The organism is Teichococcus aerofrigidensis (assembly GCF_054073225.1).
Genome location: NZ_JBSXMU010000021.1, coordinates 1 through 24791, shown reverse-complemented (window position 1 = coordinate 24791; position 24791 = coordinate 1). Strand labels below are relative to the sequence as shown.

General features: G+C 70.9%; 20 protein-coding genes. 12 read left to right on the top strand and 8 right to left on the bottom strand.

What is annotated here, in order from left to right:
* Positions 1-2 precede the first annotated feature (2 nt).
* Positions 3-1295, bottom strand: coding sequence for an MFS transporter (locus tag ACVMLK_RS07200; protein WP_198366695.1), 1293 nt, complete (start codon positions 1293-1295; stop codon positions 3-5).
* 318 nt (positions 1296-1613) lie between these two features.
* Between ACVMLK_RS07200 and cyoA the strand changes: the two genes are divergently transcribed.
* From cyoA to ACVMLK_RS07165, 7 genes are all read left to right on the top strand, one after another.
* On the top strand, positions 1614-2696 hold the full coding sequence (gene cyoA / locus ACVMLK_RS07195) for a ubiquinol oxidase subunit II (RefSeq protein WP_457486001.1): 1083 nt from the start codon (positions 1614-1616) through the stop codon (positions 2694-2696).
* 95 nt (positions 2697-2791) lie between these two features.
* Entirely contained in the window at positions 2792-4792 is a 2001-nt protein-coding gene (cyoB, locus tag ACVMLK_RS07190; protein WP_198366697.1) for a cytochrome o ubiquinol oxidase subunit I, read from the top strand.
* 5 nt (positions 4793-4797) lie between these two features.
* Entirely contained in the window at positions 4798-5427 is a 630-nt protein-coding gene (gene cyoC, locus ACVMLK_RS07185) for a cytochrome o ubiquinol oxidase subunit III (protein ID WP_198366698.1), read from the top strand.
* Positions 5424-5825 (top strand): cytochrome o ubiquinol oxidase subunit IV, encoded by a 402-nt coding sequence (gene cyoD / locus ACVMLK_RS07180; protein ID WP_457486000.1) that lies wholly within the window; start codon positions 5424-5426, stop codon positions 5823-5825. The genes cyoC and cyoD overlap by 4 nt, the downstream gene beginning before the upstream one ends.
* Entirely contained in the window at positions 5822-6577 is a 756-nt protein-coding gene (locus ACVMLK_RS07175; protein WP_422925360.1) for an SURF1 family protein, read from the top strand. The genes cyoD and ACVMLK_RS07175 overlap by 4 nt, the downstream gene beginning before the upstream one ends.
* Positions 6578-6599: 22 nt before the next feature.
* Positions 6600-7931, top strand: coding sequence for an ATP-binding protein (locus tag ACVMLK_RS07170; RefSeq protein WP_198366700.1), 1332 nt, complete (start codon positions 6600-6602; stop codon positions 7929-7931).
* Positions 7921-8454, top strand: coding sequence for a response regulator transcription factor (locus ACVMLK_RS07165; protein ID WP_198366701.1), 534 nt, complete (start codon positions 7921-7923; stop codon positions 8452-8454). The genes ACVMLK_RS07170 and ACVMLK_RS07165 overlap by 11 nt, the downstream gene beginning before the upstream one ends.
* A gap of 24 nt (positions 8455-8478) precedes the next feature.
* Here the strand turns inward: ACVMLK_RS07165 and dinB are convergent, their stop codons facing one another.
* The 5 genes from dinB to ACVMLK_RS07140 all read right to left on the bottom strand — a co-directional run bounded on the left by dinB (position 8479) and on the right by ACVMLK_RS07140 (position 15786).
* The gene (gene dinB, locus ACVMLK_RS07160; protein WP_422925326.1) at positions 8479-9573 is read right to left on the bottom strand and encodes a DNA polymerase IV; all 1095 of its coding nucleotides are present in this window, start codon (positions 9571-9573) and stop codon (positions 8479-8481) included.
* 56 nt (positions 9574-9629) lie between these two features.
* The gene (locus tag ACVMLK_RS07155; protein ID WP_457485999.1) at positions 9630-10685 is read right to left on the bottom strand and encodes a DUF2332 domain-containing protein; all 1056 of its coding nucleotides are present in this window, start codon (positions 10683-10685) and stop codon (positions 9630-9632) included.
* 69 nt (positions 10686-10754) lie between these two features.
* Entirely contained in the window at positions 10755-12380 is a 1626-nt protein-coding gene (locus ACVMLK_RS07150) for an ABC transporter substrate-binding protein (RefSeq protein WP_457485998.1), read from the bottom strand.
* An 89-nt stretch (positions 12381-12469) separates the two neighbouring features.
* Positions 12470-14233 carry a GMC family oxidoreductase gene (locus tag ACVMLK_RS07145; protein ID WP_457485997.1) on the bottom strand — a complete coding sequence of 588 codons (1764 nt, stop codon included), beginning with the start codon at positions 14231-14233 and terminating at the stop codon, positions 12470-12472.
* Positions 14230-15786, bottom strand: a complete 1557-nt coding sequence (locus ACVMLK_RS07140) for an ABC transporter substrate-binding protein (protein ID WP_457486014.1) — start codon at positions 15784-15786, stop codon at positions 14230-14232. Before ACVMLK_RS07140 ends, ACVMLK_RS07145 begins: the two co-directional genes overlap by 4 nt.
* A 192-nt stretch (positions 15787-15978) precedes the next feature.
* Here ACVMLK_RS07140 and ACVMLK_RS07135 point away from each other — a divergent pair, with 192 nt between their 5' ends.
* Positions 15979-16869 carry a LysR family transcriptional regulator gene (locus ACVMLK_RS07135; protein ID WP_457485996.1) on the top strand — a complete coding sequence of 297 codons (891 nt, stop codon included), beginning with the start codon at positions 15979-15981 and terminating at the stop codon, positions 16867-16869.
* Here the strand turns inward: ACVMLK_RS07135 and ACVMLK_RS07130 are convergent, their stop codons facing one another.
* Complete coding sequence (locus ACVMLK_RS07130) at positions 16870-18567, bottom strand: acyl-CoA dehydrogenase family protein (protein WP_457485995.1); 1698 nt, start codon at positions 18565-18567, stop codon at positions 16870-16872.
* 125 nt (positions 18568-18692) lie between these two features.
* Here ACVMLK_RS07130 and ACVMLK_RS07125 point away from each other — a divergent pair, with 125 nt between their 5' ends.
* The gene (locus tag ACVMLK_RS07125) at positions 18693-19577 is read left to right on the top strand and encodes a LysR substrate-binding domain-containing protein (RefSeq protein WP_457485994.1); all 885 of its coding nucleotides are present in this window, start codon (positions 18693-18695) and stop codon (positions 19575-19577) included.
* A gap of 29 nt (positions 19578-19606) precedes the next feature.
* Here ACVMLK_RS07125 and ACVMLK_RS07120 read toward each other — a convergent pair whose 3' ends face one another.
* Complete coding sequence (locus tag ACVMLK_RS07120; RefSeq protein WP_457485993.1) at positions 19607-20689, bottom strand: PDDEXK nuclease domain-containing protein; 1083 nt, start codon at positions 20687-20689, stop codon at positions 19607-19609.
* A gap of 248 nt (positions 20690-20937) precedes the next feature.
* On the opposite strand from ACVMLK_RS07120, the gene dctP reads away from it, so the two are divergent.
* The 3 genes from dctP to ACVMLK_RS07105 all read left to right on the top strand — a co-directional run.
* Positions 20938-22617, top strand: coding sequence for a TRAP transporter substrate-binding protein DctP (dctP, locus tag ACVMLK_RS07115; protein ID WP_457485992.1), 1680 nt, complete (start codon positions 20938-20940; stop codon positions 22615-22617).
* The gene (locus tag ACVMLK_RS07110; RefSeq protein ID WP_198366712.1) at positions 22614-23978 is read left to right on the top strand and encodes a TRAP transporter large permease; all 1365 of its coding nucleotides are present in this window, start codon (positions 22614-22616) and stop codon (positions 23976-23978) included. Before dctP ends, ACVMLK_RS07110 begins: the two co-directional genes overlap by 4 nt.
* A gap of 33 nt (positions 23979-24011) precedes the next feature.
* Positions 24012-24791, top strand: a 780-nt coding sequence (locus ACVMLK_RS07105; RefSeq protein ID WP_457485991.1) for a hydantoinase/oxoprolinase N-terminal domain-containing protein, incomplete at its 3' end; no start/stop codon positions are given.

Below are 24791 nucleotides of genomic sequence, written 5' to 3'. Positions count from 1 at the left end.
CTTCAGTTCCGTTGGCCGTCCCGCTGGCGGCTGTAGTCGAGCTGGCGGTTGGCGGTCAGCGCCAGCAGGGTGCAGGCCGCGCCGGAGAGCAGGTAGACCGTCACCGCGCCCAGGCCGAAGGTGTTGGAGAGTGCCAGCGCCACCAGCGGCGCGAAGCCCGCGCCGATCAGCCAGGCGATGTCGGAGGTGACGGCGGCGCCGGTATAGCGGGTGCGGGCGAAGAAGTTCGAGGCCAGCGCGCCGCTGGTCTGCCCGAAGGACAGGCCGAGCAGCGAGAAGCCGATGATGACGAAGGCGGTGCTGCCGCTGAGCCCGGCGCCGAGCAGGAAGGGCACGCTGAAGCTGAACAGTGCGATCAGCACCGCGCCGATGCCGAGCAGGCGGCGGCGGCCGATCCGGTCGGCGATCAGGCCCGAGAGGGGGATGGTCAGCAGGGAGCAGGCCGCGCCGATCATCTGGACCGAGAGGAACTCGGCCGGGGAATGATCGGAGTTCAGGTTGATCCAGGCGATCGGGAAGACCGTGACCAGATGGAAGAGGGCGAAGCAGACCAGCGGCACGAAGGCGCCGATCAGCACGTTGCGGCCCTGCTCCCGCAGCAGCTCCGGCACCGGCATCGGTTCCAGCTCGCGCTCCTCGATCAGGTTCGAGAACTCGCGGGTGGCCACCAGGCGCAGCCGGGCGAAGAGGGCGACGACGTTCACCGCGAAGGCGACGAAGAAGGGATAGCGCCAGCCCCATTCCAGCAGGTCATGCATGGAGAGGGTGGAGAAGAGGAAGGCGAAGAGGGCGGCGGCCAGAAGGAAGCCGAGCGGCGCGCCGAGCTGCGGCACCATGGCGTACCAGCCGCGCCGGTGCGGCGGCGCGTTCAGCGCCAGCAGCGAGGCCAGCCCGTCCCAGGCCCCCCCCAGCGCGAAGCCCTGGCCGAGCCGGAACAGCGCCAGCAGGGCGATCGACCAGCCGCCGATCGAGGCATAGGAGGGCAGGAAGGCGATCGAGGCGGTGGAGCCGCCGAGCAGGAAGAGGGCGATCGTCAGCTTGACGCCACGGCCATAGCGCTGGTCCACGATGGCGAAGACGAAGGAGCCGACCGGGCGCGCGATGAAGGCCAGGGAGAAGATGGCGAAGGAATAGAGCGTGCCGGTATAGGGGTCGGTGTCCGGGAAGAAGAGCGAGGGGAAGACCAGCGCCGAGCCGATCGCATAGACGAAGAAGTCGAAGAACTCGGACATGCGCCCGATGACGACACCGAGGGCGATCTCCCCGGATGAGACGGCGTGGCCGTCGTCATGCATCCGCCGCGCGTCCCGTTCAAGGCCGCGTGAGTTGGGCGCGTCATGCGATTTGACGTCGGTAATCAATGTAGTCTCCCAATACGGCCCGGCTCGTCCTGGCCCTTCATCGGCCGGCGGCGAGGATGACGCAGTTTTCCGGTCCTGCCCAGCCGGCCGGTCCGGACGGTGTCCCGGCCAACTGAGGCGCAACGGTTACAGGCTGCCATGAGAAAGAGCATAGCCCCTCCCGCCCTGCCGATAGGACAAAACGTCCTATCCCCATCCCCATCCTTCGCCACTAAGAGGGCGCACATCAATATGGTTTCCTGAGCGGTGTGCATGCGCCACAAGATCTCGCGCCTCCTTGTCCTGGTGCCGCTGGCGGCTCTGCTCGCCGGCTGCAACCTGGTCGTCATGAATCCATCGGGCGACATCGCCGTTCAGCAGCGCGACCTGATCGTCGCCTCGACGGTGCTGATGCTGCTGATCATCGTCCCGGTCATCCTGCTGACGCTGTTCTTCGCCTGGCGGTACCGGGAGTCGAACACCAAGGCCACCTACGCGCCCAACTGGTCGCATTCCACGACGCTGGAAGTGGTGATCTGGGCGGCGCCGCTCGTCATCATCGTCGCCCTCGGCGCGCTGACCTGGGTCGGCACCCATCTGCTCGACCCCTACCGGCCGCTGGACCGCCTCGATGCCGAGCGGCCCATTCCGCAGGGTACCCGGACCCTCGAGGTCGAGGTGGTGTCGCTGGACTGGAAGTGGCTGTTCATCTACCCGCAGCAGGGCATCGCCACGGTCAATGAGCTGGCCGCGCCGGTCGATACGCCGATCGCCTTCCGCATCACTTCCGCCTCGGTGATGAACGCCTTCGCCATCCCCGCCATGGCCGGCATGATCTATTCGATGCCGGGCATGGAAACCAAGCTGCACGCCGTGATCAACCGCGAGGGCATCTATGACGGCTTCTCCGCCAACTACAGCGGCGGCGGCTTCTCGCAGATGCGCTTCAAGTTCCACGGCCTGAGCCAGGACGGCTTCGACCGCTGGGTCGAGCAGGCGCGGGCGGAACAGGGCACCCGGCTTGACCGCTCGGCCTACCTCGAGCTTGAGAAGCCGAGCGAGCGCGAGCCCGTCCGCCGCTACGGCGAGGTCGATCCCGAGATCTTCTCGCTGGTCGTCAACCGCTGCGTCGACCCGGACAAGATGTGCATGAGCGACATGATGGCCATCGACGCGCGTGGCGGCCTCGGCATCGCCGGAGGGGCGTTGAACATCGCCCGTGGCAAGGCGCCGGCGGCGCCGGGCCGGGGGCAGAGCCGTCCCTACGTGCCGGCGCTGTGCAATCCGGACGACCCCTTCGGGACGCTGCAGCTGGCCTCGATCCGGGCGGAGCCGCCGAAGCCCGCGGTGAACTGACCGCCCGGACCCTCGCCCGTGCCGCCATGGCGCGGGCCTTCCCCTCCCCCCTTGGCCGCCGTGGCGGACAAGGGATGGCATGACAGAGTAGAGACATGTCCCCAGCTCCGGACTCCACCTCCTTCCTCTTCGGCCGCCTGACCTTAGCCGCCCTGCCGCTGCACGAGCCCATCCTGGTCGCGACCTTCGCGGCCGTGGCGCTGGGCGGGGTGGCCCTCCTGGCGGCGATCACGCGCTTCGGGCTCTGGGGCTATCTCTGGCGCGAGTGGCTGACCACGGTCGACCACAAGCGCATCGGCATCATGTACATCATCCTGGCGCTGATCATGCTGCTGCGTGGCTTCGCGGACGCGCTGATGATGCGCGCCCAGCAGGCCATCGCCTTCGGCGCCTCGGAAGGCTACCTGCCGCCGCACCACTACGACCAGATCTTCACCGCCCATGGCGTGATCATGATCTTCTTCGTGGCCATGCCGCTGGTCACGGGCCTGATGAACTTCGTGGTGCCGCTGCAGATCGGTGCCCGCGACGTCTCCTTCCCCTTCCTGAACAATTTCAGCTTCTGGATGACCACGGCCGGCGCCATCCTGGTCATGATGTCGCTCTTCGTCGGCGAATTCGCGGCCACGGGCTGGCTGGCCTACCCGCCGCTCTCGGGGCCGGTGCACAGCCCATGGGTGGGCGTCGACTACTACATCTGGGCCCTGCAGATCGCGGGCGTGGGGACGACGCTCTCCGGTATCAACCTGATCGTGACCATCGTGAAGATGCGCGCGCCGGGCATGAGCCTGATGAAGATGCCGGTCTTCACCTGGACCTCGCTCTGCACCAACGTGCTGATCGTCGCCACCTTCCCGGTGCTGACGGCGACGCTCGTGCTGCTGACGCTGGACCGCTACGTGGGGACCAACTTCTTCACCAACGATCTCGGCGGCAATCCGATGATGTACGTGAACCTCATCTGGATCTGGGGCCATCCGGAGGTCTACATCCTGATCCTGCCGGCCTTCGGCGTCTATTCGGAGGTGGTCTCGACCTTCTGCCGCAAGCGCCTCTTCGGCTACACCTCCATGGTCTACGCGACCGTGGTCATCACCATCCTGTCCTACATCGTCTGGCTGCATCACTTCTTCACCATGGGCTCCGGCGCCAGCGTGAACTCCTTCTTCGGCATCACGACGATGATCATCTCGATCCCGACGGGCGCCAAGCTGTTCAACTGGCTGTTCACCATGTACCGCGGACGCATCCGCTTCGAGGTGCCGATGATGTGGACCGTGGGCTTCATGGTCACCTTCGTCATCGGCGGCATGACCGGCGTCATGCTCGCCATTCCGCCCGCCGACTTCCAGTTCCACAACACGCTGTTCCTGATCGCGCACTTCCACAACGTCATCATCGGCGGCGTGGTCTTCGGCATGCTGGCCGGCATCACCTACTGGTTCCCGAAGGCCTTCGGCTATCGCCTCGATCCCTTCTGGGGCAAGCTCTCCTTCTGGTTCTGGCTGGTCGGCTTCTACTTCGCCTTCATGCCGCTCTATGTCCTCGGGCTGATGGGCGTCACCCGCCGCGTCAACCACTTCGAGGACCCGTCGCTGCAGATCTGGTTCGTCGTCGCCGCCTTCGGCGCGGTGCTGATCGCCTGCGGCATCGGCTGCTTCCTGGTCCAGCTCGTGGTCAGCTTCCTGCGGCGCGACCAGCTGCGCGACGTGACCGGCGACCCCTGGGACGGCCGCACCCTGGAATGGGCCACCGCCTCGCCGCCGCCGGCCTACAACTTCGCCTTCACGCCGGTGATCCAGGACCATGACGCCTGGTGGGATATGAAGCAGCGCGGCCACGCGCGGCCGCTGGCCGGCTTCCGCCCGATCCACATGCCGAAGAACACTGGCACGGGCGTCATCCTCTCGGCCCTTTCGCTGGTGCTGGGCTTCGCGCTGATCTGGCATATCTGGTGGCTCGCGGTGCTGGCCTTCGCCGCCGTGCTGTACGTTTCCATCGAGCACACCTTCAACTACGACCGGGACTACCACATCCCGGCCGAGGAGGTGGCGCGGAGCGAGGACAGCCGCACCCGCGCGCTGGCCGGGGAGTAAGCCTGATGTCGATGCACACGCCGCAGCCGGCGGAAGGTCCGGCCTCCTTCTACGTCCTGGAGGAGGAGCACGCGCATCCCGGGTCCGGCACCATGCTGGGCTTCTGGATCTACCTGATGAGCGATTGCCTCATCTTCGCGGTGCTCTTCGCCACCTACGGGGTGCTCGGCCGCAACTACGCCGCCGGACCCTCGCCGGCCGATCTCTTCGACCTGGGCCTGGTGGCGATCAACACCTCGATGCTGCTCTTCTCCTCGATCACCTACGGCTTCGCCATGCTGGCCATGGTGAAGGGGCGGAAGGGCGCCACCCTGACCTGGCTCGGCATCACCGGCCTGTTCGGCGCCGCCTTCCTCGGGCTGGAGCTCTATGAGTTCCACCACCTGATCCATGTCGGCGCCACGCCGCAGCGCAGCGCCTTCCTGTCCGCTTTCTTCACCCTCGTCGGCACCCACGGGCTGCACGTCTTCTTCGGCTGCGTCTGGCTGGTCACGCTGATGCTCCAGGTGGCGAAGCACGGGTTGATCGCCGAGAACCGCCGGCGGCTGATGTGCCTCAGCCTGTTCTGGCACTTCCTCGACGTCATCTGGATCGGCGTCTTCTCCTACGTCTACCTGATCGGGGTCCTGCCATGAGCGCTCATCCTGAGGCGGCCGGCCAGCATGCCCATGCCGCCCACCATGACGACCATCACGACGAGGGTGCCCATGGCTCCCTCAAGGGCTACCTGATCGGCTTCGGCCTCTCCGTCGTCCTCACCGCCATCCCCTTCTGGCTGGTGATGGGCGAGGTGCTGGAGAGCAGCGTGGCCACCGCCCTGCTGATCATGGGCTTCGCCGTGGTGCAGATCGTGGTGCACATGTTCTTCTTCCTCCACATGAACAGCCAGTCGGAGGAGGGCTGGAACATGCTGGCGCTGATCTTCACGCTGGTTGTCGTGGGGATCACCATCGCCGGCTCGCTCTGGGTCATGTATCACCTGAATGCCAACATGATGCCGCTGATGCTCCACGACATGCGGAGCGTTCCCTGAGACGAGCGGAGGCGGGGCCCGCCGGGGAGGAGACCCCGCGGCGCGGCCTCGCCACCCGCCTGCTGCTCGGCCTGGCGGCGCTTCTCGTCTTCCTCGGCCTGATCGGGCTGGGCAGCTGGCAGTTGCAGCGCCGGGCCTGGAAGCTGGACCTGATCGCCCGGGTGGAGGCGCGTCTCCACGCCGCCCCGGCCCCCGCGCCCGGCCCGGCCGAATGGCCCGCCCTCTCCGCCGCGCGGGACGAGTATCGCCGGGTCTCGCTGCGCGGCCACTTCCTGCCGGTGCCCCCGGCCCTGACCCAGGCGACCACCGCCCTCGGCGCCGGCTTCTGGGTGCTCAGCCCGCTGCGGGACGAGGCCGGCTTCACCGTGCTGGTCAATCGTGGCTTCGTCGCCTCCGGGCAGCGGTCGGAGATCGTCACGCCGGTAGGGCCGCAGGAGATCCTCGGCCTGCTGCGGCTGAGCGAGCCGGGCGGCGGCTTCCTGCGCAGCAACGACCCGGCGGCGGACCGCTGGCATTCGCGCGACGTGGCGGCCATCGCCGCCGCCCGCGGCCTGGCGGGCGTCGCGCCCTATTTCGTCGATGCCGAGGCCGGGCCACCGGGGACGCTGCCGGTTGGCGGCCTGACCGTGACCAGCTTCCGCAACACCCATCTGGTCTATGCCCTGACGTGGTATGCCCTGGCACTGATGGTGGCCGGCGGCACCGCCTATGCGATCCGCGAGGAGTGGCGGGTGCGGCGGAGCGCCGCCTGAAGGTAGGGAGGGCATCGGCGGCATGAGGGAAGGCGGGAACACGGCACCGCCGGATGGCGCGCCGGCCTCGGGCTCGCGGGACACCACGGGCGGCAAGAACCTGTCGCTGCTGATCCAGCTCCGCTGGCTCGCCGTCATCGGCCAGGTGCTGACCATCGGCGTGGTGCATTGGGGCCTCGGCATCGCCCTGCCGCTTCCGGCCATGTCCATGGTGCTGGGCGGGCTGGTCCTGCTCAACCTGGCCAGCCAGCTTCGCCTTCTGCTGCGGCCCCCGCCGGGCTCGCCGGAACTCTTCCTGACCCTCGCCGCGGATGTGATCGCCCTGACCGTGCAGCTCTATCTGAGCGGCGGCGCCACCAATCCCTTCCTCTCGCTCTACCTGCTGCAGATCACCCTGGCCGCGGTGCTGCTGGAGATGCGCTGGACCTGGGCCCTGCTGGCCCTGGCCAGCCTCTGCGGGCTGAGCCTCGCCCTGGTGCACCATCCGCTGGCGCTGCCGCCTGGGATGCGGGAGGACTTCCTGGCCCTGTACCTCCGCGGCGCGCTGGTCTGCTTCCTGCTGGACGCCGTCCTGCTGGTCATCTTCGTCACCCGCATCAGCGGCAACCTGCGGGAGCGTGACGCCAATCTCGCCCGCATGCGGCAGCAGGCCTTCGAGGAGGACCATATCGTCCGCATGGGCCTGCTGGCCTCGGGCGCGGCGCATGAGCTGGGCACGCCGCTGGCCACGGTCTCCGTCATCCTGGGCGACTGGCGCCGGATGCCGGCCTTGCGGGCGATGCCCGATCTGGTACAGGAGATGGAGGAGATGCAGGCGGCGGTGCAGCGCTGCAAGTCCATCGTCGGCGGCATCCTGCGCTCCGCCGGGGAGGCGCGGGGCGAGGCGCCGGCCCTTATCCGCCTCAGGAGCTTCCTGGCGGCCACCGTGGCGGAGTGGCAGGGAAGCCGGCCGGGAACCGCCCTCGCCTATGCCGACAGGATCGGCGAAGACGTCCCGATCATCGCCGATCCGGTGCTGAAGCAGGTCATCGCCAATGTGCTCGACAATGCCCATGAAGCCTCTCCCGCCGGCATCCGCATGGCCGCCCGGCGCCGGGATGGCGATCTCGTCCTCACCGTCAGCGACGACGGACCGGGCTTCCTGCCGGAAATGCTGGCGCGGCTCGGCCGTCCCTACCACAGCAGCAAGGGGCGCGAGGGGCGCGGCCTCGGCCTCTTCCTGGTGGTGAACGTGATGCGCAAGCTCGGCGGCAGCGTCGCCGCGGTCAACCGGCCGGGCGGCGGCGCGACCGTGACCCTGACGCTGCCGCTGGCGGCGCTGGCCCTGCCGGCCGGGGCCCAGCATGGCGGATGAGCGGCTGCTGCTGATCGTTGAGGACGATGCCAGCTTCTCCCGCACCCTGCGGCGCTCCTTCGAGCGCCGCGGCTACGAGGTGCTGCTGGCGAGCGGCCTGGACGAGACCCTCGCCCTGCTGCAGCACCGCTCGCCGCATTACGCGGTGGTCGACCTGAAGCTGGAGGGCGCCTCCGGCCTCGCCTGCGTCCAGGCGCTGCACGCGCATGATCCGGAGATGCTGATCGTCGTGCTCACCGGCTTCGCCAGCATCGCCACGGCGGTGGAGGCGATCAAGCTCGGCGCCTGCCACTATCTCGCCAAGCCCTCCAACACGGATGACATCGAGGCCGCCTTCGGCAAGGCGGAGGGCGATGCCGAGGCCGAGCTGGATGGCACGCCGACCTCGATCAAGACGCTGGAATGGGAGCGCATCCACCAGACCCTGGCGGAGACCGGCTTCAACATCTCCGAGACGGCCCGGCGGCTTGGCATGCACCGGCGCACCCTGGCGCGCAAGCTGGAGAAGCGGCAGGTCCGCTGAGGCACCCTCCGGGACCCGCCTGCCTCACAACCCCAGCGCCAGTTGCCGCGGCTGTCCTTCCACGGCCTCGGCGCCGAGATTGGAGAGGGTGATGCCGAGCAGCCGCACGCCGCCCGGCGCGGGGAAGACCGGGCGCAGCAATTCCTCGCCGATGCGGGCCATGGCCTCGCGCGAGGCGATCGGCACCGCACCGGAGCGGCTGCGGGTGATCTGGCGGAAATCGGCGAACTTGACCTTCACCGTGACGGTCCGGCCGGCATGCCCCTTCCCGCCGGCCGCCTGCCAGACCTTGTCCAGCAGGGGTTGCAGAGCCTGCCACGCCGGCTCCCACTGCGTCAGATCGCGCTCGAAGGTGGTCTCGGCGCCGATCGACTTGCGCAGGCGGTCGGGGTTCACCGGCCGCTCGTCCTCGCCCCGCGCCACGCCGTAGTAGAAGCGGCCGGCCTTGCCGAAATGCTGCGTCAGGAAGGCCAGGTCGCGGTCGCGCAGATCCCGGCCCGTATGGATGCCGAGGCGGTGCATGCGCGCCGCCGTGGCCGGGCCGATACCGTGGAACCGCTCCACCGCCAGATCCTCGACGAAGCCGGGACCCAGGCGCGGGGTGATGACGAAGAGGCCGTCCGGCTTGCGGTGGTCCGAGGCTAGCTTGGCCAGGAACTTGTTGTAGGAGACGCCGGCCGAGGCGGTCAGCCCGGTCTCGGCGCGGATCGCGGCGCGGATCTCCTCGGCGATGGCGGTGGCCGAGCCGAGGTCGCGCAGCGGGTGGGTGACGTCGAGATAGGCCTCGTCCAGCGAGAGCGGCTGGATCAGCGGCGTGTAGCGGGCGAAGATGTCGTGGATCTGCCGGGAGACCGCCCGGTAGACGTCGAAGCGCGGCTTGACGAAGACCAGCTCCGGGCATTTCCGCCGCGCCGTGACCGAGGGCATGGCCGAGCGGACGCCGAACCGGCGCGCCTCGTAGCTGGCCGCCGCCACCACGCCCCGCTCCCGCGCCCCGCCGACGGCGAGGGGAATGCCACGCAGGGCCGGATTGTCGCGCTGTTCCACGGATGCGTAGAAGGCATCCATGTCGATATGGAGGATGCGGCGATACGCCGCCAGGGCTGCGGGGGCGGACATCGGACAGCCAGCCTAGCACCGCCTGCCCGCGAGAACAAAGAGGGACCTTCCGCCCGCTAGCCGCCCGTCCAGTCGACGGTCTGGCCGTGCGCCTGCGCCGTGGCCAGCAGGCTCTCGCCGCCGCCGGGCCACAGGGTCAGCCGCAATTCGGGGCGGGCCTCGGCCTGTGGCGGCTCGAAGCGCAGCCAGGCCAGCGGGGCGGCGGCCGTGGCGCGGGCACCGGCCTCGGACAGGGCGCCGGCGATGCGCGCCCGGGTGGCGGCTGGCATGTATTGCCACATGATCGAGTGGTAGAGCACGGTGGCCTGGCCCTCCGCCGGCTCGGCCAGGCGCGCCGCCACCCAGTCGCCCGCATCGGCGGGCTCGACCCGCGACCCGGCGCCGAGCGCCAGGGCGATCGCGCCGTCGAGCCGCGCCAGCCGGTCCCGCTGGTCCGGCCAGACATAGGCGCGCAGGCGCAGCCTCTGGGCCGGGTCGCGGAGATCGACCGGGCTGCGGTCGCAGGCGCCACGGCTGGCGACGCGGACCGGCGCCGCCAGGCGCGGCAGGGGCCCGGTCCATCGCGGCGCGAGACGGACCGGGCTCGCCGGATCGCCCCAGACGGCATCGCCCAGGGTGTAGTGAAAGCGGTCCCAGAGCAGGTTCAGCCCCGCGCTCGCGCCGATCTCCAGCAGGCGCAGGGGCAGGCCGGCCCGATGGGCGATCTCCAGGAAGCCGCCCAGCAGCACGCCGGAGCGGCCGACCTCGTTGGTCTGCGGCGGCGAGGCCAGGAAGGCGGCGATCTCCGCCCGCCGCGCCAGGAGCACGACGCGCAGGGCCGCGGCATCCGGCGCATCGGCCCGCGCATCGGCCTGGGGCGGATAGCAGGCGGCCAGCGCCGGCGCCTCGCCGGACAGGACCAGGGCATGCAGGGCGCCGGCCAGGCGCAGCGCCAGGGCATCGGCGACCGGATCGCCGGACCAGTGCCCGGCCAGGTCCGCCGCGGGTCCGCCCGCCGCGAGATCCTCCGCCAGCAGGCCGAGCAGGCGGGCGGTGAAGGGCGAGCCCAGGCGCTCGCACCAGGCGATCTGCTTCCTGAAGGCCTCCAGCACCGCGGCGCGCCGTTCCGTCATCGCGACCCTCCTTCCCCCGGCCCTTCTCCCCGGCCAGGGAAGGGCGCGGCGGCGGTGCCGTCAACCGCCTCAGGGCGCCGTCTTCTCCAGATTCCAGAACACCGGCACCGGCGTCTGCAACAATCCGGTGACCGTGCGGCGATAGGCGATGGGCGCGAAGAACTGACCGAGCGGGACGATCGGCACCAGAGCCGAGGCTTCCTGCTGGATCTGGTCCAGGAGCGCCGCGCGCCTCTCCGGCGCGCTCTCCCGCGCCCAGGCATCCTTCAGCGCCTCGATGCGCTTCGAGCAGGCCCAGCCGGCGTAGGAGGCATCGGTGCAATTGGTGCTGAGCGCCACATTGGCCACCGGATTGTCCAGCTCGAAGCCGTAGGACCACATGGGAAAAATGTTCCAGCCACCCTGCGCCGGTGCGTCCTGGCGGTTGCGGCGGGACATCATGGTGGCGAAGTCCATGGTCTGCAGATCGACCGTCAGCCCGGCGGCGCGCATCCGCTCGGCGGCCAGCATGCCGAAGCCGCGGATGATCTCGTTGTCGCCCGGCGCGATCAGCACCACCGGCCGGCCGTCATAGCCGGCCTCGCGGAACAGCCGGGCCGCCGCCGCCGCATCCCCCTGGCGCAGCCACTCGGCGTGCTTCTGGTTCTCGTTCAGCCCGCCGCAGGACAGGAAGCTGTAGCATTCCCGCCAGTACTTCCCGTCGCTGCCCGCGGTGACGGCCATGAAGTCCGGCTGCCGCATCAGCATGGCCAGCGCCCGCCGCGCCTCCGCCCTGTCGAAGGGGGGCTGGCGATGGTTGGGGCGGAGGAAGCCGTACTGCCCCTGCCGGCCATGCACAGCGACGACGATCTCCCGGTTGCGCTCCAGCACCGGCAGCAGATCCAGCGGCGGGGTCTCGTAGATGTCGATCTCGCCGGTCTGCAACGCGGCCACCGCGGAGGCGGAATCCGGCAGGATCAGCCAGTCCACCCGGTCGACCCGCGCCACCTTGCCGCCGGCGAAGCCGCTGGCCGGCTCCGGGCGCGGCCGGTAGTCGGGGTTGCGGCGATAGACCAGCCGGTCGCCCGGGCGGTGCGCGGCGCTGTCGAAGCGGAACGGGCCGGAGCCGATGATCCGCTTCACCGGCGTGGTGATGTCGCTCTCCGCCTCCTCGGCGCGCATCACGAAAAGCGCGGTGGAGGTCGGCTTGGCGAAGGCCTCCAGCAGCAGGGGCGTGTCGCTGTCGAGGGTGACGGCGAAGCGGCGCTCGTCGATCACCTCCAGCGCCATGCCCATCTCGGCCAGCTTGCGGCCGCTGGTGTCGCGCCGCGCCCAGCGGCGGATCGAGGCCACGGCATCGGCGGCGGTGACCGGCCGGCCGTCGTGGAACAGCAGGCCGGGGCGCAGCGTCAGGGTGCGGCGCCGGCCGTCCTCGCTCGCCTCGACACTCTCCACCATCTGCGGCCGCGGCGTCAGCGTCTCGTCCAGCGCGAAGAGCGTGTCATAGACGAGATAGCTGTGCTGATGGGTGATGGAGAGCACGTTGACGATGGAGTCGAGCGTGCGCGGCTCGGCCGAGGCGGCGTAGCGCAGCACCGTCTCGGCGCGGGCCGGGACCAGCGGCGCCGCGAGACCGGCGAGCAGGAGGGGGGCAAGCAGGATGGGGGCGAGCCGGCGGAGCCGGAGCCCGGGCTTGCAACGGACAGGCAGAGACATCGCAACCTCCTTGAGGCGTGGTACGTCATCCTCGCCGTGCTTCCGGCGCGTTTCGCTCCCTCTCCCCTCCCCGGCGGCTGTCCCTGGCCTCAGCCGCGGCCGGCCAGGGCCATGAGGGGGATGGCCTTTTCCTGGCCGCGCAGCATGTCGGCGATCTTCTCCGCCATCATGATCACCGGCACGTTCAGATTGGCGCAGGGAATGGTCGGCATGAGCGAGGCATCGCAGACCATCAGCCCCTCCACGCCGATCACCCGCCCGGCCGGGTCGCACACCGCCCGCGGGTCGGCCTCGTCGCCGAGGCGGCAGGTGCCGCAGGGATGCCAGACGCCGCCGACATGCCGGCGCAGATGCAGCCGCAGCGCGTCCTCCTCGGCCAGCAGCAGGTCGAGGGGCGCCACCCCCTCCTGCGCCATGGCGAGGATGCGGCGGCGGATCGCCGGGCTGCGGTCCATCGCCGGCCCGGCCAGGGCGGTCAGCAGGCCGTTGCGGCGCGAGGGGCGGAGCAGCCTCTTCACCTCCTCGGAATAGGTCGAGGGAAAGGTCTCCAGCACCGTGCCAGCCAGGCCCGGCGCCCGCAGCACCCCGGCGGCCAGGCGGAAGGCGTCGGCCAGCCGCTCCAGGTCGCGCGCATCGGAGAGCATGCGGAAATCCACCAGCGGCGGCCGGTCGGGGTCCGGCGTGGCGAGCGTGACCTGGCCCTGGGAATAGGACTTGTTGACCCAGGAGAAGAGGGTGGCGATGCGGTGGCCGACGGCATGCCAGCCGGAGCGGGTGTTGACCGCCGTGTGCATGTCGCCCGGCGGCGTGTCCTCCATCCGGGAGGACCAGCGCAGGATCGACTGGATGTGGTAGCGCTCGCCGCCGGGCAGCCGCGCCTCGGGGCGGATGAAGGCCGACATGCCGATCGAGGGGTGTTCCAGCAGGTTGCGCCCCACCCCCTCCCGGGCCGCGACCACGGCGATGCCGAGGCCGGCCAGGGCGCGGCCGGGGCCGATGCCGCTGCGCATCAGCAGCGCCGGGGCATGCAGCGCGCCGCTGCTGACGATGACCAGCCTGGCCGCCACCTCCAGCAGCTCGGCGCCGCGCCGCAGCCGGGCACCCCTGGCACGGCGGCCCTCGAAGAGGACGGCCTCGGCGCGGGTCCCGGTCCAGATCGTCAGGTTGGGGCGCCGCCGCACCGCCTCGGTCAGGTAGACCGTCGCCGTCGAGGTGCGGAGGCCGTCACGGTCGAGGTTGACGGTGATCGGATAGACCCCGTCCTCCCAGGCACCATTCTGGTCCTCCCGCGAGGCGTGGCCCTGGCGGTTCAGCTCGGCTTCGACCTGACGGGCGAAGCCGGTGTGCAGGGCGCGCGGGATGCGCTGGATGGGCAGCGGCCCCTCGGCGCCATGCAGCGCCGTGTCCCCGGCCAGGTCGAGATCGGTCTCCAGCTTGCGGAAGTAGGGCAGCACCGAGGACCAGCCCCAGCCGGCGGCGCCCGCGGCCTCCCACTCGGCATAGTCGTGCGGCGAGCCGCGATTGGCGCCGATGCCATTGATCGAGGAGCCGCCGCCCAGGATGCGCGCCTGCTCGTAGGGCCGCTCGGTGACGCCGCCCTGGTTGCCGGGGTCCCGCCCCATGCCGACGCGCAGCCCGGGCCAGGTGTTGGCGGCGTTGAAATAGGCGCGGCCGGGATAGGGCGAGGCGATGTCGCGCGGCATGGCGCCGGGGCGCAGGTCGCGCCCGGCCTCCACCAGCAGGACGCGGCGCTGCGCGTCCTCGCTGAGCCGCGCGGCCAGGACGCAGCCCGCCGAGCCGCCGCCGAGGATCACGACGTCGAAGCGGCCGGCGAGGTCGGGAGCCTGGCTCATGCCGCGTCCTTGCGGACATTCCAGAAGAAGGCGGCGGAGCCGGGCCGCACGCCCTGGATGCCCTTGCGATAGGCCATGCTGGAGAAGTACTGCCCGAGCGGCAGGCTCGGCACGTCCTCGAAGGCGAGCGCCTGGATGCGGTCTATCAGCCCCTGGCTGGCGGCGGCGTCGGGCGCGGCGAGCCACTCGGCGGTCAGCCGCTCCATCTCCGGACTGGCGTACCAGCCGGCCCAGCCCTTCTCGCCCTGGCCGCGGATGGTGGCGTTCATCGCCGGATTGGCGATCGACACGCTGGGCCAGTTGGTGTGGTAGAGGCTCCAGCCGCCCTGCCCGGCCGGCGCGCGGGAGAAGCGGCGCTGCAGCACGCTGCCCCAGTCCATCTCCTGCAGGTCCACCTTCATCCCCAGCTCGCGCAGCAGCGCCGCGGTGACCTGGCCATGCGGGCCGATCGAGGGGTAGTCGGTCGGGTTGATGATGACGACGGTCTCGCCCTGGTAGCCGGCGGCCTTCACCGCGGCGCGGGCGGCGTCGAGGCGGCCCGGCATGGCCTCGGTCCAGGGCTGCTTCACCTCGGGCAGGCCGCAGGGGAACATGGCGCGGCATTCGCGCCAGCTCTCGCGGTCATCGCCCATGATGGCGCGCATGTAGTCCTCCTGCCGGATGGCGGAGAGCACGGCGCGGCGCATCGCCGGCTTGTCGAAGGGCGGTTGCAGGTGGTTGAAGCGGGCCACCGAGATGAAGCCGTAGGGGTCCTGCCGCTGCAGCGTGATGGCGCGGTTGCGCGCCAGCAGGGGCACCAGGTCGGGCAGCACCTGCTCCCACCAGTCCACCTCGCCCGACTGCAGCGCCGCGGCGGCGGTCGCCGGGTCGGGCATGACCATCCATTCCAGCCGGTCGAGTTCCGCGCGCTTGCCGCCCGCGGTCCAGTCCGGCGCGCCCTCGCGCGGGACATAGCCCTCGAAGCGCGCGTAGACGCTGCGGCTGCCGGAGACATATTCGTCGGCCAGGAAGCGGAAGGGCCCCGAGCCCACCATCTCGGTCACCGGCTTCGTCGGGTCGGTCCGGGCCAGCCGCTCGGGCATGATGAAGGCGGGCGAGGAATGCGGCTTGCCGATCGCCTCCAGCAGGCGGGGGAAGGGCCGCTTCAGCCGCACCACGAGGGTCCGGTCATCCGCGGCCTCGAAGGCCTCCACGGCGGCGCCGAGGGTCTGGCCGAAGGTGTCGCGCTGGCTCCAGCGCGCCAGGCTGGCGGCGCAGTCCCGCGCCAGCACCGGCTCGCCGTCGTGGAAGCGCAGCCCCTCGCGCAGGCGGATGCGCCAGCTCAGCCCGTCCGGCGCCGCCTCGGCGCCTTCCGCCATCTGCGGTTGCGGCCGCATCTGCCCATCGACGCCGTAGAGCGTGTCGAAGACGCAGTAGCCATGCGTGATGGTGACGGCGGCGGTGGTGAAGACCGGATCGAGCGTGGAGAGGTTGGCCTGGGGCACGAAGCGCAGCACGCGCCCGCTGGCCGCCCGGCCCAGGCGGGGCGCGGCCAGCGGCAGCCCGGCCGCCATCGCGGCCCGGAATACGTCACGACGTCCGATCAAGACAGAACTCTCCCTTCCTGGGCCGCCCCCGGCATCCCCATCCCGGCGCGCTTCTCCGGCGCGGCCGGAAGGAGGCTAGTCCCGCCCGCCACGGCTCGACAAATCGGCAGCTTTGTGGAGGTCATAGGAAAATCCTATGCCGTTCGGAGAGGGCCGCGCATGAACCTGCGCCAGATGGAGGTCTTCCACGCCATCATGCACGAGGGTAGCGTCACCGGCGCGGCGCAGGCGCTGGGCGTGTCGCAGCCCTCGGTGAGCGAGATGCTGCGGCTGGCCGAGGCCCGCATCGGCCTCACCCTGTTCGAGCGCCGGCACGGGCGGCTGCATCCGACGGCCGAGGCGCGCAGCCTCTTCGCGGAGGTCGAGAAGGTCTTCGAGGCGGTCCGGCGGGTGCATCGCGCCGCCGCCATGCTGCGCGATGCCGAGACCGGCCTGTTGCGCATCGCCAGCATCAATGCGCTGGGCCTGGCCCTGGCCCCACGCCTGCTCGGGCGCTTCGCCGCCGCCGCCCCCGGGATCGAGGGCCGGCTCGCCATCCTGCGCCGGCACGAGCTGAGCGAGGCCCTGCTGAGCGGCGAGTTCGACCTCGGGCTGGTCTTCCTGAGCGGCCAGGATCCCCGGCTGCGGCGACAGGAGCTGGCGCGCCGCCCGCTGCGCTGTCTGGTGCCCGAGGGGCACGCGCTGGCCGGCCGCGCGGGCCTGACGCTGCGGGAGCTGGTGGCCGCCCCGCTGATCGGCTTCTCGCGGCTGCAGACCCTGCACACCCTGCTGCGCCGGATCTTCGCGGAGGCGGAACTGGCCTATCGCCCGGTGGCCGAGGTCGAGCACATCATCCAGGCCTGGACCATGGTGCAGGCTGGCGCCGGGCTCGCCATCGTCGATCCCTTCTCCGGCATCGGCCCGCTCTTCCCCGGCCTGCGCGAGATCCCGCTGCTGGCGCCGGCCGAGCTGGCGCTGGAAGCGATCCATTCCGCCGAGCGCCCGCTCTCCCTGGCGGCGCAGGCCTTCCTGCGCCATGCCGGGGCCCTGCTGGCCGAAGCCGGCGGTTGATCAGCCCGCGCCCGGATCGGGCAGCAGCGCCAATAGCTCCTCCCCCGTCCCGGCCTCCAGGGGGTCGCGCGGCAGAAGCCGGTGCCGCAGCACCAGCCGCGCCAGCTCGCCCCGCCGTTCCAGCCCGGCATGGCCGCCCTCCCAGGCCAGGGCCACGGCCGAGGTCAGGTGGTAGAGCGCCGAGGCGGCCTGCCGCGCCAGCGCCGGCTCCTCCTGCGCCCGCTCCGCCAGGGCCAGGGTGCGGCCGAGCAGCGGCAGCGCCTCCGGCAGGGCGGCGCCATTGCCGAGAAGGCTGCGGAGATGCCGCTCCAGCACCGGCAACGAGCCCTCCCGCGCGGCGGCGCGCAGCACGTCGAGCGCGACGATGTTGCTGGTGCCTTCCCAGATGCTGCCGAGATGCGCATCGCGCAGCAGCCGGGCATCGGGCCATTCCTCGATATAGCCGCAGCCGCCGCGCACCTCCATCGCGTCGCCCGTGACCTTGCGGGCATCGCGGCAGGCGCGGAACTTGATCAGCGGCGTCAGGATGCGCAGCAGGGCATAGGCGCCCTCCTCCCCCGCATCGGCGCGGCGCAGCGCCTCGGCGGTCTGGAAGACCATGCTGCGTGCCTGCTCCATCGGCAGCAGCATCTTGGCGAGCTGCCTCTGCATCAGCGGCATCTCGACGAGGCGCTTGCCGAAGGCCCGCCGCCGGTGCGCGACGAACAGCGCCTCGGTCATGGCGCGGCGCATCAGCCCGGCGGCGCGCACGCCGTTCGAGAGGCGGGAATTGTTGACCATGTCGGCCATCTGCTTGAAGCCGGCGCCGGGATCACCCACCAGCCAGGCCGTCGCGCCCTCCAGCCGCACCTCGCCGCTGGCCATGGAACGGGTGCCGAGCTTGTCCTTCAGCCGGACGATGCGGTAGCGGTTCGGCGTGCCGTCCGGCAGCATCCGGGGCAACAGGAAGAGCGAGACGCCCTTCAGACCCTCCGGGCCGCCCTCGCGCCGCGCCAGCACCATGGCCAGCCCGGCATCGGCGTTGGAGCAGAACCACTTGTCACCGGTGAGCGACCAGCTTCCGTCCGGCCGCTCGGCCGCCAGGACGCTGGTGGCGGCGATGTCGGAACCGGCGCCCTGCTCGGTCATGAACATGGCGCCCTGGTGCAGCGCGTCGAGGTCCTGGCTGGTCAGGGCCGGCAGATAGCGCGCGACCAGCTCCGGCGCGCCGAACTTGCGCAGCGTGCGCGTCAGGCTGTCCGTCATGCTGACCGGGCAGCAGAGGCCGAACTCGGCCTGCACGAAGAGATAGGTGATGAGATACTTGGCCGCCGGCGGCATCGGCTCCGGCCAGCCCAGCACGCCGCCGCGGTGCGAGAGCGCGGCGAGGCCGAACTCGCCGAAGGCCAGGCGTTCCATCTCGCGATAGGCGGGGTGGTAGTCGATATGCTGGTCGTCCTGGCCGCGCCGGTTGCGCGGATGCAGCACCGGCGGATTGCGGTCGGCGATGCCGGCCAGCTCGTCCAGCCGGCCGCCCGCCAGGCCGCCCAGCCGCTCGAGATGCGGCGCCAGATGCGCCAGCAGCGGCGCCGGCAGGTAGAGCGCGGCCAGCCGCGCCAGCTCCGGATCGGCCCGCCAGAGGTTGAGGTCGCGGCTGTCCGGCACCGCCTCGGCACCGGTGGGCTGAGGGGCAGGCGTGTGGAGGGGGCGGATGTGCATGTGAGCGGCCTCGTTCCCGGTGTTCCCGACAGGTGTCGTCCCTGGTGGGCGGACGCTGCGCGCGGCGGGCCGGCGCCGCAACCGATTTTCAGGACGGGAGCCGTTGCGCTAGGCTCAACACCCCCATGGTCTCCCGCCGGCTGCCTTCGCTCACCGCCCTGCGTGCCTTCGAGGCCACCGCCCGTCATGGCGGCATGCGCCGGGCCGCCGCGGAACTGCATGTGACGCCCGGCGCGGTCAGCCGCCAGGTCCGGCTGCTGGAGGAGGAGCTGGGCCGGCCGCTCTTCATCCGCGGCGCCCGCGGGCTCGACGCCACGCCCGCCGGCGCGGTCCTGGCCGCCGCCCTGCACGAGGCGCTGGGCCGCATCGCCACGGGACTGGACGACGCCCTGGCCCTGCCGCCGGCGCGGCGGCCGCTGACCATCGGCGCCTACGCCCATTTCGCCAGCCGCTGGCTGATCCCCCGCTGGGGGCGGCTGCGCGCGGCGCATCCGGACCTCGACATCGCGCTGACCACCAGCGCCGACCCGCAGGCGCTGCGGCCTTCCCGCTTCGACGCCGTCATCGCCGTGGCCGATCCCCGTCCGCGTCCGGGCCTGCTCTGCTGGCCGCTGGTGCCGATCGAGACCGTGCCGGTCTGCGCGCCGGCCCTTGCCGGCCCACCCTTCGACTGGTCCCGGCAGCATCTGCTGCATTCCCGCCAGCGGCCGCGCGACTGGGCCCGGTGGCTGGCGGCGGCTGGCATCGCCGGAGTGGATCCCGAGGGCGGCAGCCATTTCGAGAGCGTCGCGCTGGCGCTCGATGCGGCCGCGGGCGGGCTGGGCGTGGCGCTGGCGATCCGCGCCCTGGTCGCGCCGGACCTGGAAAGCGGGCGTCTGGTCGTCCCCGCGCCCTTCATCCGCCGCAGCCGGCGCTGCTTCGTGCTGCAGCAGGAGGCGGAGCGGGCGGCGGAACCGGGCCTCGCCCGCTTCCGGGACTGGCTCCTGGCGGAGGCCGGCGCGCCGGGCTGAGGCCCCCGGACGTCAGCGGCGGCGCCGGCTCAGCCCTCCCCGCCCGGCTCCGGCAGATCCCCATCCGGCAGATCCATGCGGCTGGCGATGTCCTCGCCGGAGGGCAGCGCCTCGGCCAGCGCGCCGGGCAGGGCCTCGGGCAGCATCACCCGGTACTGCGAGACGCCGATCGGGCTGCCCAGGCCGCGCAGGGCGTATTCCACCACCACGCGGTTGCGCTCGCGGCAGAGGATCAGGCCGATGCTGGGATTGTCGCCCGGCTGCCGCTCCATCTCGTCCAGCGCGGCGAGGTAGAAGTTCATCTTGCCGGCATGCTCCGGCTGGAAGGGACCGGTCTTGAGGTCCACCGCGATCAGGCAGCGCAGGCGGCGGTGGTAGAAGAGCAGGTCCACGTACCAGTCCTGGCCGCCGACCTCGAGGTGATGCTGGCTGCCGCAGAAGGCGAAGCCCTTGCCCAGCTCCAGCAGCACGTCCCGCACCCGCGCGATCAGCCCCTGCTCCAGCGCCCGCTCCTGCGCCGCCGGGCCGAGGCCGAGGAACTCGAAATGATAGGGGTCCTTCAGGATCTGCCGCGCCAGGTCGGACTGCGCGGGCGGCAGGGCCCGGTCGAAATTGGTCACCGCCTGGCCCTGGCGGGCATGCAGCCGGCTCTCGATCTGATGGACCAGCACGGGGCGGCTCCAGCCCTGCTCCAGCGCCGCCTCGGCGTACCAGAGCCGCTCGGCGGGGTCCTTCAGCTTGCTCAGCAGCTCGATGTTCTGCCCCCAGGGCAATCGTCCAACGACCCGTTGGACGACCTCCGCCTCCGGCCACGCCTCCGCGAAGGCGCGCATGTAGAGCAGGTTGGCACGGGAGAAGCCGCCGGTGCCGGGGAAGGCGGCGCGCAGGTCGGCGGCCAGGCGTCCGACCACCCCGGCGCCCCAGCCCAGGCGCTCCTGCCGCTCCAGGATCTCGCGGCCGATGCGCCAGTAGAGGCCGATCAGCTCGGCATTGACGGAGAGGGACGCGCGCAGCCGCGCCGCGCGGATCTGCGCCTTCAACGCCGCCAGCCACTCCGCATAGCCGGCGGGCACCGCCTCCTTCCCGGGGCGGATACCGCTGTCCTTCTCCATGCTCCCTGCTAGCATCGCCTCGCAGCGCTTGCGAGACGGCGCGGGGTCGATAAAGGAAATCTATCACCCCGATCAAAACTAACGATTCGACAGCCCATCGGGCTCTGGTTTCGATAAGCGCGACAGGACCGCCGAAAAGACGCGGCCAGGGAGAGACCGCCAGCAGCGGATGGAACCACTGCGGCTATGGGGGCTACGGAACTATGGAATTTTCACGCTGGATGGCCAGGGGCAGGTCTCTTGGCCTCGTGGCCCTGTTGGGCCTCGCCGCCCCTCCCGGCGCCCAGGCGCAGATGCCGGCGAGCCTGCCGGACGGGCCGAAGCTGCGCATCGTCGCGGTGACCCAGCCGCTTCCGACACAGCCGCAATACACCCGCGTCGACGTGCCCTATCTCCGCGAGGCGCTGACCCAGCGCTCGAACGGCCGGCTGACCGTGCAGCTCGGCACCCATGCCGAACGCAATCTCTCGGGCAATGAGATCGTCCGGCTGGTGCGTTCGGGCCAGGTCGATATCGGCGCCGGCACCCTCTCCACCCTCTCGGGCGATGTCCCGATCCTGGACGGCATCGATCTCTCGGGCCTGACGCCCGATATCGGCAAGGCGCGGCGGATCGCCGAGGCGCTGCTGCCGGTGGCCAACAAGGAGCTGGAGCGCTTCAACACCAAGCTGGTGCTGCTCTACCCCTTCCCGGCGCAGGTGCTGTTCTGCCGCCAGCCCTTCCAGTCGCTGGCCGACCTGAAGGGCCGCAAGATCCGCACCTTCGGCAATTCGCTGGTCGATCTGGTGAACACCATCGGCGGCCAGCCGATCAGCATCGGCTTCCCCGAGGTCTACAGCGCGCTGGAGCGCGGCGTCGCCGACTGCGCCGTGACCGGCACCGGCAGCGGCGCCTCGGCCAAGTGGCCGGAGGTGACGACGCATATCTCCGACCTGCCGCTCTCCTGGGCCGTCGCCGGCTACATGGTCAACCTCTCCTGGTGGAACCAGCTCGACCCGCAGGTGCGCGGCTTCCTCGAGGGCACCTTCGCCGAGATGAACGACAAGCTCTGGGCGCTCGGCGACGCGGGACGGCATCGATTGCAGCATCGGCAAGGCCGAGGCGTGCAAGATCCATCCCCTCGCCGCCAAGCCGATGACCGAGGTGAAGGCCACCGAGGCAGACCGCGCCCTGGTGCGGGAGGCGGTGCAGAGCACGGTCCTGCCGGGCTTCGTCAAGCGCTGCGGCGCGCGCTGCGGCGAGATCTTCAACCAGGTGGTCGCGCCGATCGCCGGGGTGGAGTACCGGCCGTGATGACCCGGGCCGGGGAAAGGACCCCGGCGCCGCTCCGCGCCGCGCGGGCGGTCCGCCACGGCATCTCCCGGGCCGTCGCGTTCATGGCCTACCTGGCCGGCTGGAACTACATCCTGTGCGCCCTTTTCATCACCGGCGACGTGCTCGGCCGCACCTTCCTGCAGGTCTCGAGCGCGGCGACGGTGGAAATCACCAGCTACATGCTCGCCTGCGGCATCTCCTGGTCCCTGGCGCATACCCTGGCCTCGCGGGCGCATATCCGCGTGGACGTGCTGGTGAACCGCATGCCGCTGCGGCTGCGCACCATCCTGCATGTCTTCGCGCTGGTCCTGCTCGGCGGCTTCGCCGTCTTCGTCGCCTGGGCCGCCTGGTCGCTGCTCGACGAATCGCTGATGTTCGACGCGCATGACAACAGTGCCCTGCATCTGCCCATGGCGATCCCGCAGGGAATCTGGGCCTTCGGGATGGCGAGCTTCGTCGTGATGATCGTGGCGCTGCTGGTGGAGGCCATCCTGGGCCTGCTCCTCGGCCGCTTCCAGGAGGTGGACCAGATGCTCGGCAGCCGCAGCATCGACGACGAGGCGGAGGAGGCGCTGGAGGCCGTCGCCATGGCACGCGAGGGGCATCCGGCATGATCGCCATCGTCTTCCTCCTCGGCCTGCTCGGCGTGCTCGTCTTCGCCGCCGCCTCGGGAGGGACGGCGCTGCCGCTGCCCGAGATCCTCGGCCTGATCGCCGTCTTCGTGGTCTTCTTCGGCGCCGGCGTGCATATCGCGGCAGTGCTCGGTATCCTGGCGCTGATCACCGGCGTGCTCTTCTCGGACCGCCCCTTCTGGCTCTTCGCCGGCCAGACCTTCTGGGGCCCGTCCAGCAATTTCGTGCTGATCGCCGTGCCCCTCTTCCTCCTGATGGGCGAGATCCTGCTGCGCGCCGGCCTGTCGGACCGGCTCTACCGCGCGCTCAACATCTGGCTGAACCGCCTGCCGGGAGGGCTGCTGCACACCAACATCGCCTCCTGCGCGCTGTTCTCGGCGATCTCGGGCTCCTCCGTCGCCACGGCGGCGACCATGGGCTCGGTCGCCCTGCCCTACTTCAACGACACCCGGTACAATCCGCGCATGGTGCTGGGCTCGCTCGCCGCCGGCGGCGCGATGGGCAACCTGATCCCGCCCGGCATCACCTTCATCGTCTACGGGCTGATCACCGAGACCTCGGTCGGCGCGCTGTACATCGCCGCCATCCTGCCGAGCATCCTGGTGACGCTGCTCTTCATCGGCGTCATCACCGTGCACGGGCTGCGCAACCCGCTCGACCGGCCGCCGCCGCTGCCATGGTCGATCAAGCTGCGCGCCCTTGGCGGCCTGGTGCCGACATTGCTGCTGATCATCCTGGTGCTCGGCTCGATCTATGGCGGCTACGCCACGCCGACCGAGGCGGCGGCGCTCGGCGTCGTCGGCGCCGCGGTCTTCGCCGTCATCGAAGGGCGGCTCTCGCTCAGGATGCTGAACGCGGCGGCGGAAGCCACGGCGCGCAACACCGCGCTGCTGGGGCTGATCATCCTCGGCGCCTACCTGCTGAACTACATCCTGACGGCGATCGACGTGCCGCAGACCGTGGCCGACACGATCAGCCACCTGCCGGTGCCGCCCTGGGCCATCATGCTGGCGATCATCGGCATGTACTTCGCGCTCGGCACCTTCATGGAGGGCTTCTCCATGATCATCACGACGGTGCCCGTGGTCTTCCCGATCGTCGTCGGCCTCGGCTACGACCCGATCTGGTTCGGCGTCGTCGTCACCATGCTGGTGGAGATCGCGCAGATCAGCCCGCCGGACGGCACGGTGATGTACGTGCTGCAGGGCATGCGCCCGAAGGGCGGGCCGATCACCGATGTCTTCGTCGGCGTGATGCCGTTCCTGATCGCCTACCTCATCGCCGTGGCCGCCATGATGGTCTGGCCCGGCCTCGCCACCTGGCTGCCGGCCGTGATGGGCTGAGCCGCCATGTCCTCCCCTTCACACGGAGCCTCCGTGAGCATCACTCCCTTCATCCGGATCGGCATCGACATCGGTGGCACCTTCACCGACCTGCAGATCCTGGACGAGCGCGACGGCGCCCTGCGCAGCCTGAAGACGCCGACCACCCCGGAAGATCCCTCGATCGGCCTGCTGGCCGGGCTGCGCGAGGCGGCTGAGCGCCATGGCTTCGCCCTCTCCGATATCCGCCTGCTGCTGCACGGCACCACCATCGCCACCAATGCCGTGCTGGAACGCCGGCTGGCGCGTGGCGTGCTGCTGACGACGGCCGGCTTCGAGGATGTCCTGGAGATCGGCCGCCACAGCCGGCGCGACATCTACGGCCTGAAGCCGGCGCATGAGGCGCCGCTGATCCCGCGCGACCGGCGCCTCGGCGTGCCGGAACGCATCCGCGCCGATGGCGGTGTGGAGCGCGCCCCGGAGCCCGCCGCCATCGCCGCGCTGATCGACCGCCTGGCGGCGCTGGAGGCGGAGGCCGTGGCGGTCTGCCTGCTCAACGCGCATGTCAACCCGGCGCATGAGCAGCTCCTGGCCCGGGCGCTGCGGCAGGCGCGGCCGGACCTTCCGGTCTGTCTGTCGAGCGAGATCAGCCCGGAGATCCGTGAGTACGAGCGCAGCTCCACCACGGTGCTGAACACGCTGCTGATGCCGGTGGTCGGCGCCTACCTGCAAAGGCTCACCGGCCGCCTGGCCGAGGCCGGGATCGGCGCGCGGCTGCTGCTGGTGCAGTCCAACAGCGGCGTCGGCCGCGCCGCGGCGGCGGCGCGGGCGGCG

Excerpts from the sequence above, each read along its gene's own strand:
- ACVMLK_RS07200 (WP_198366695.1), bottom strand. The coding sequence starts at position 1,295 with ATGCATGACGACGGCCACGCCGTCTCATCCGGGGAGATCGCCCTCGGT.
- cyoA (WP_457486001.1), top strand. The coding sequence starts at position 1,614 with ATGCGCCACAAGATCTCGCGCCTCCTTGTCCTGGTGCCGCTGGCGGCT.
- cyoB (WP_198366697.1), top strand. The coding sequence starts at position 2,792 with ATGTCCCCAGCTCCGGACTCCACCTCCTTCCTCTTCGGCCGCCTGACC.
- cyoC (WP_198366698.1), top strand. The coding sequence starts at position 4,798 with ATGTCGATGCACACGCCGCAGCCGGCGGAAGGTCCGGCCTCCTTCTAC.
- cyoD (WP_457486000.1), top strand. The coding sequence starts at position 5,424 with ATGAGCGCTCATCCTGAGGCGGCCGGCCAGCATGCCCATGCCGCCCAC.
- ACVMLK_RS07170 (WP_198366700.1), top strand. The coding sequence starts at position 6,600 with ATGAGGGAAGGCGGGAACACGGCACCGCCGGATGGCGCGCCGGCCTCG.
- ACVMLK_RS07165 (WP_198366701.1), top strand. The coding sequence starts at position 7,921 with ATGGCGGATGAGCGGCTGCTGCTGATCGTTGAGGACGATGCCAGCTTC.
- dinB (WP_422925326.1), bottom strand. The coding sequence starts at position 9,573 with ATGTCCGCCCCCGCAGCCCTGGCGGCGTATCGCCGCATCCTCCATATC.
- ACVMLK_RS07155 (WP_457485999.1), bottom strand. The coding sequence starts at position 10,685 with ATGACGGAACGGCGCGCCGCGGTGCTGGAGGCCTTCAGGAAGCAGATC.
- ACVMLK_RS07150 (WP_457485998.1), bottom strand. The coding sequence starts at position 12,380 with ATGTCTCTGCCTGTCCGTTGCAAGCCCGGGCTCCGGCTCCGCCGGCTC.
- ACVMLK_RS07145 (WP_457485997.1), bottom strand. The coding sequence starts at position 14,233 with ATGAGCCAGGCTCCCGACCTCGCCGGCCGCTTCGACGTCGTGATCCTC.
- ACVMLK_RS07140 (WP_457486014.1), bottom strand. The coding sequence starts at position 15,786 with ATGGCGGCCGGGCTGCCGCTGGCCGCGCCCCGCCTGGGCCGGGCGGCC.
- ACVMLK_RS07135 (WP_457485996.1), top strand. The coding sequence starts at position 15,979 with ATGAACCTGCGCCAGATGGAGGTCTTCCACGCCATCATGCACGAGGGT.
- ACVMLK_RS07130 (WP_457485995.1), bottom strand. The coding sequence starts at position 18,567 with ATGCACATCCGCCCCCTCCACACGCCTGCCCCTCAGCCCACCGGTGCC.
- ACVMLK_RS07125 (WP_457485994.1), top strand. The coding sequence starts at position 18,693 with ATGGTCTCCCGCCGGCTGCCTTCGCTCACCGCCCTGCGTGCCTTCGAG.
- ACVMLK_RS07120 (WP_457485993.1), bottom strand. The coding sequence starts at position 20,689 with ATGGAGAAGGACAGCGGTATCCGCCCCGGGAAGGAGGCGGTGCCCGCC.
- ACVMLK_RS07110 (WP_198366712.1), top strand. The coding sequence starts at position 22,614 with ATGATCGCCATCGTCTTCCTCCTCGGCCTGCTCGGCGTGCTCGTCTTC.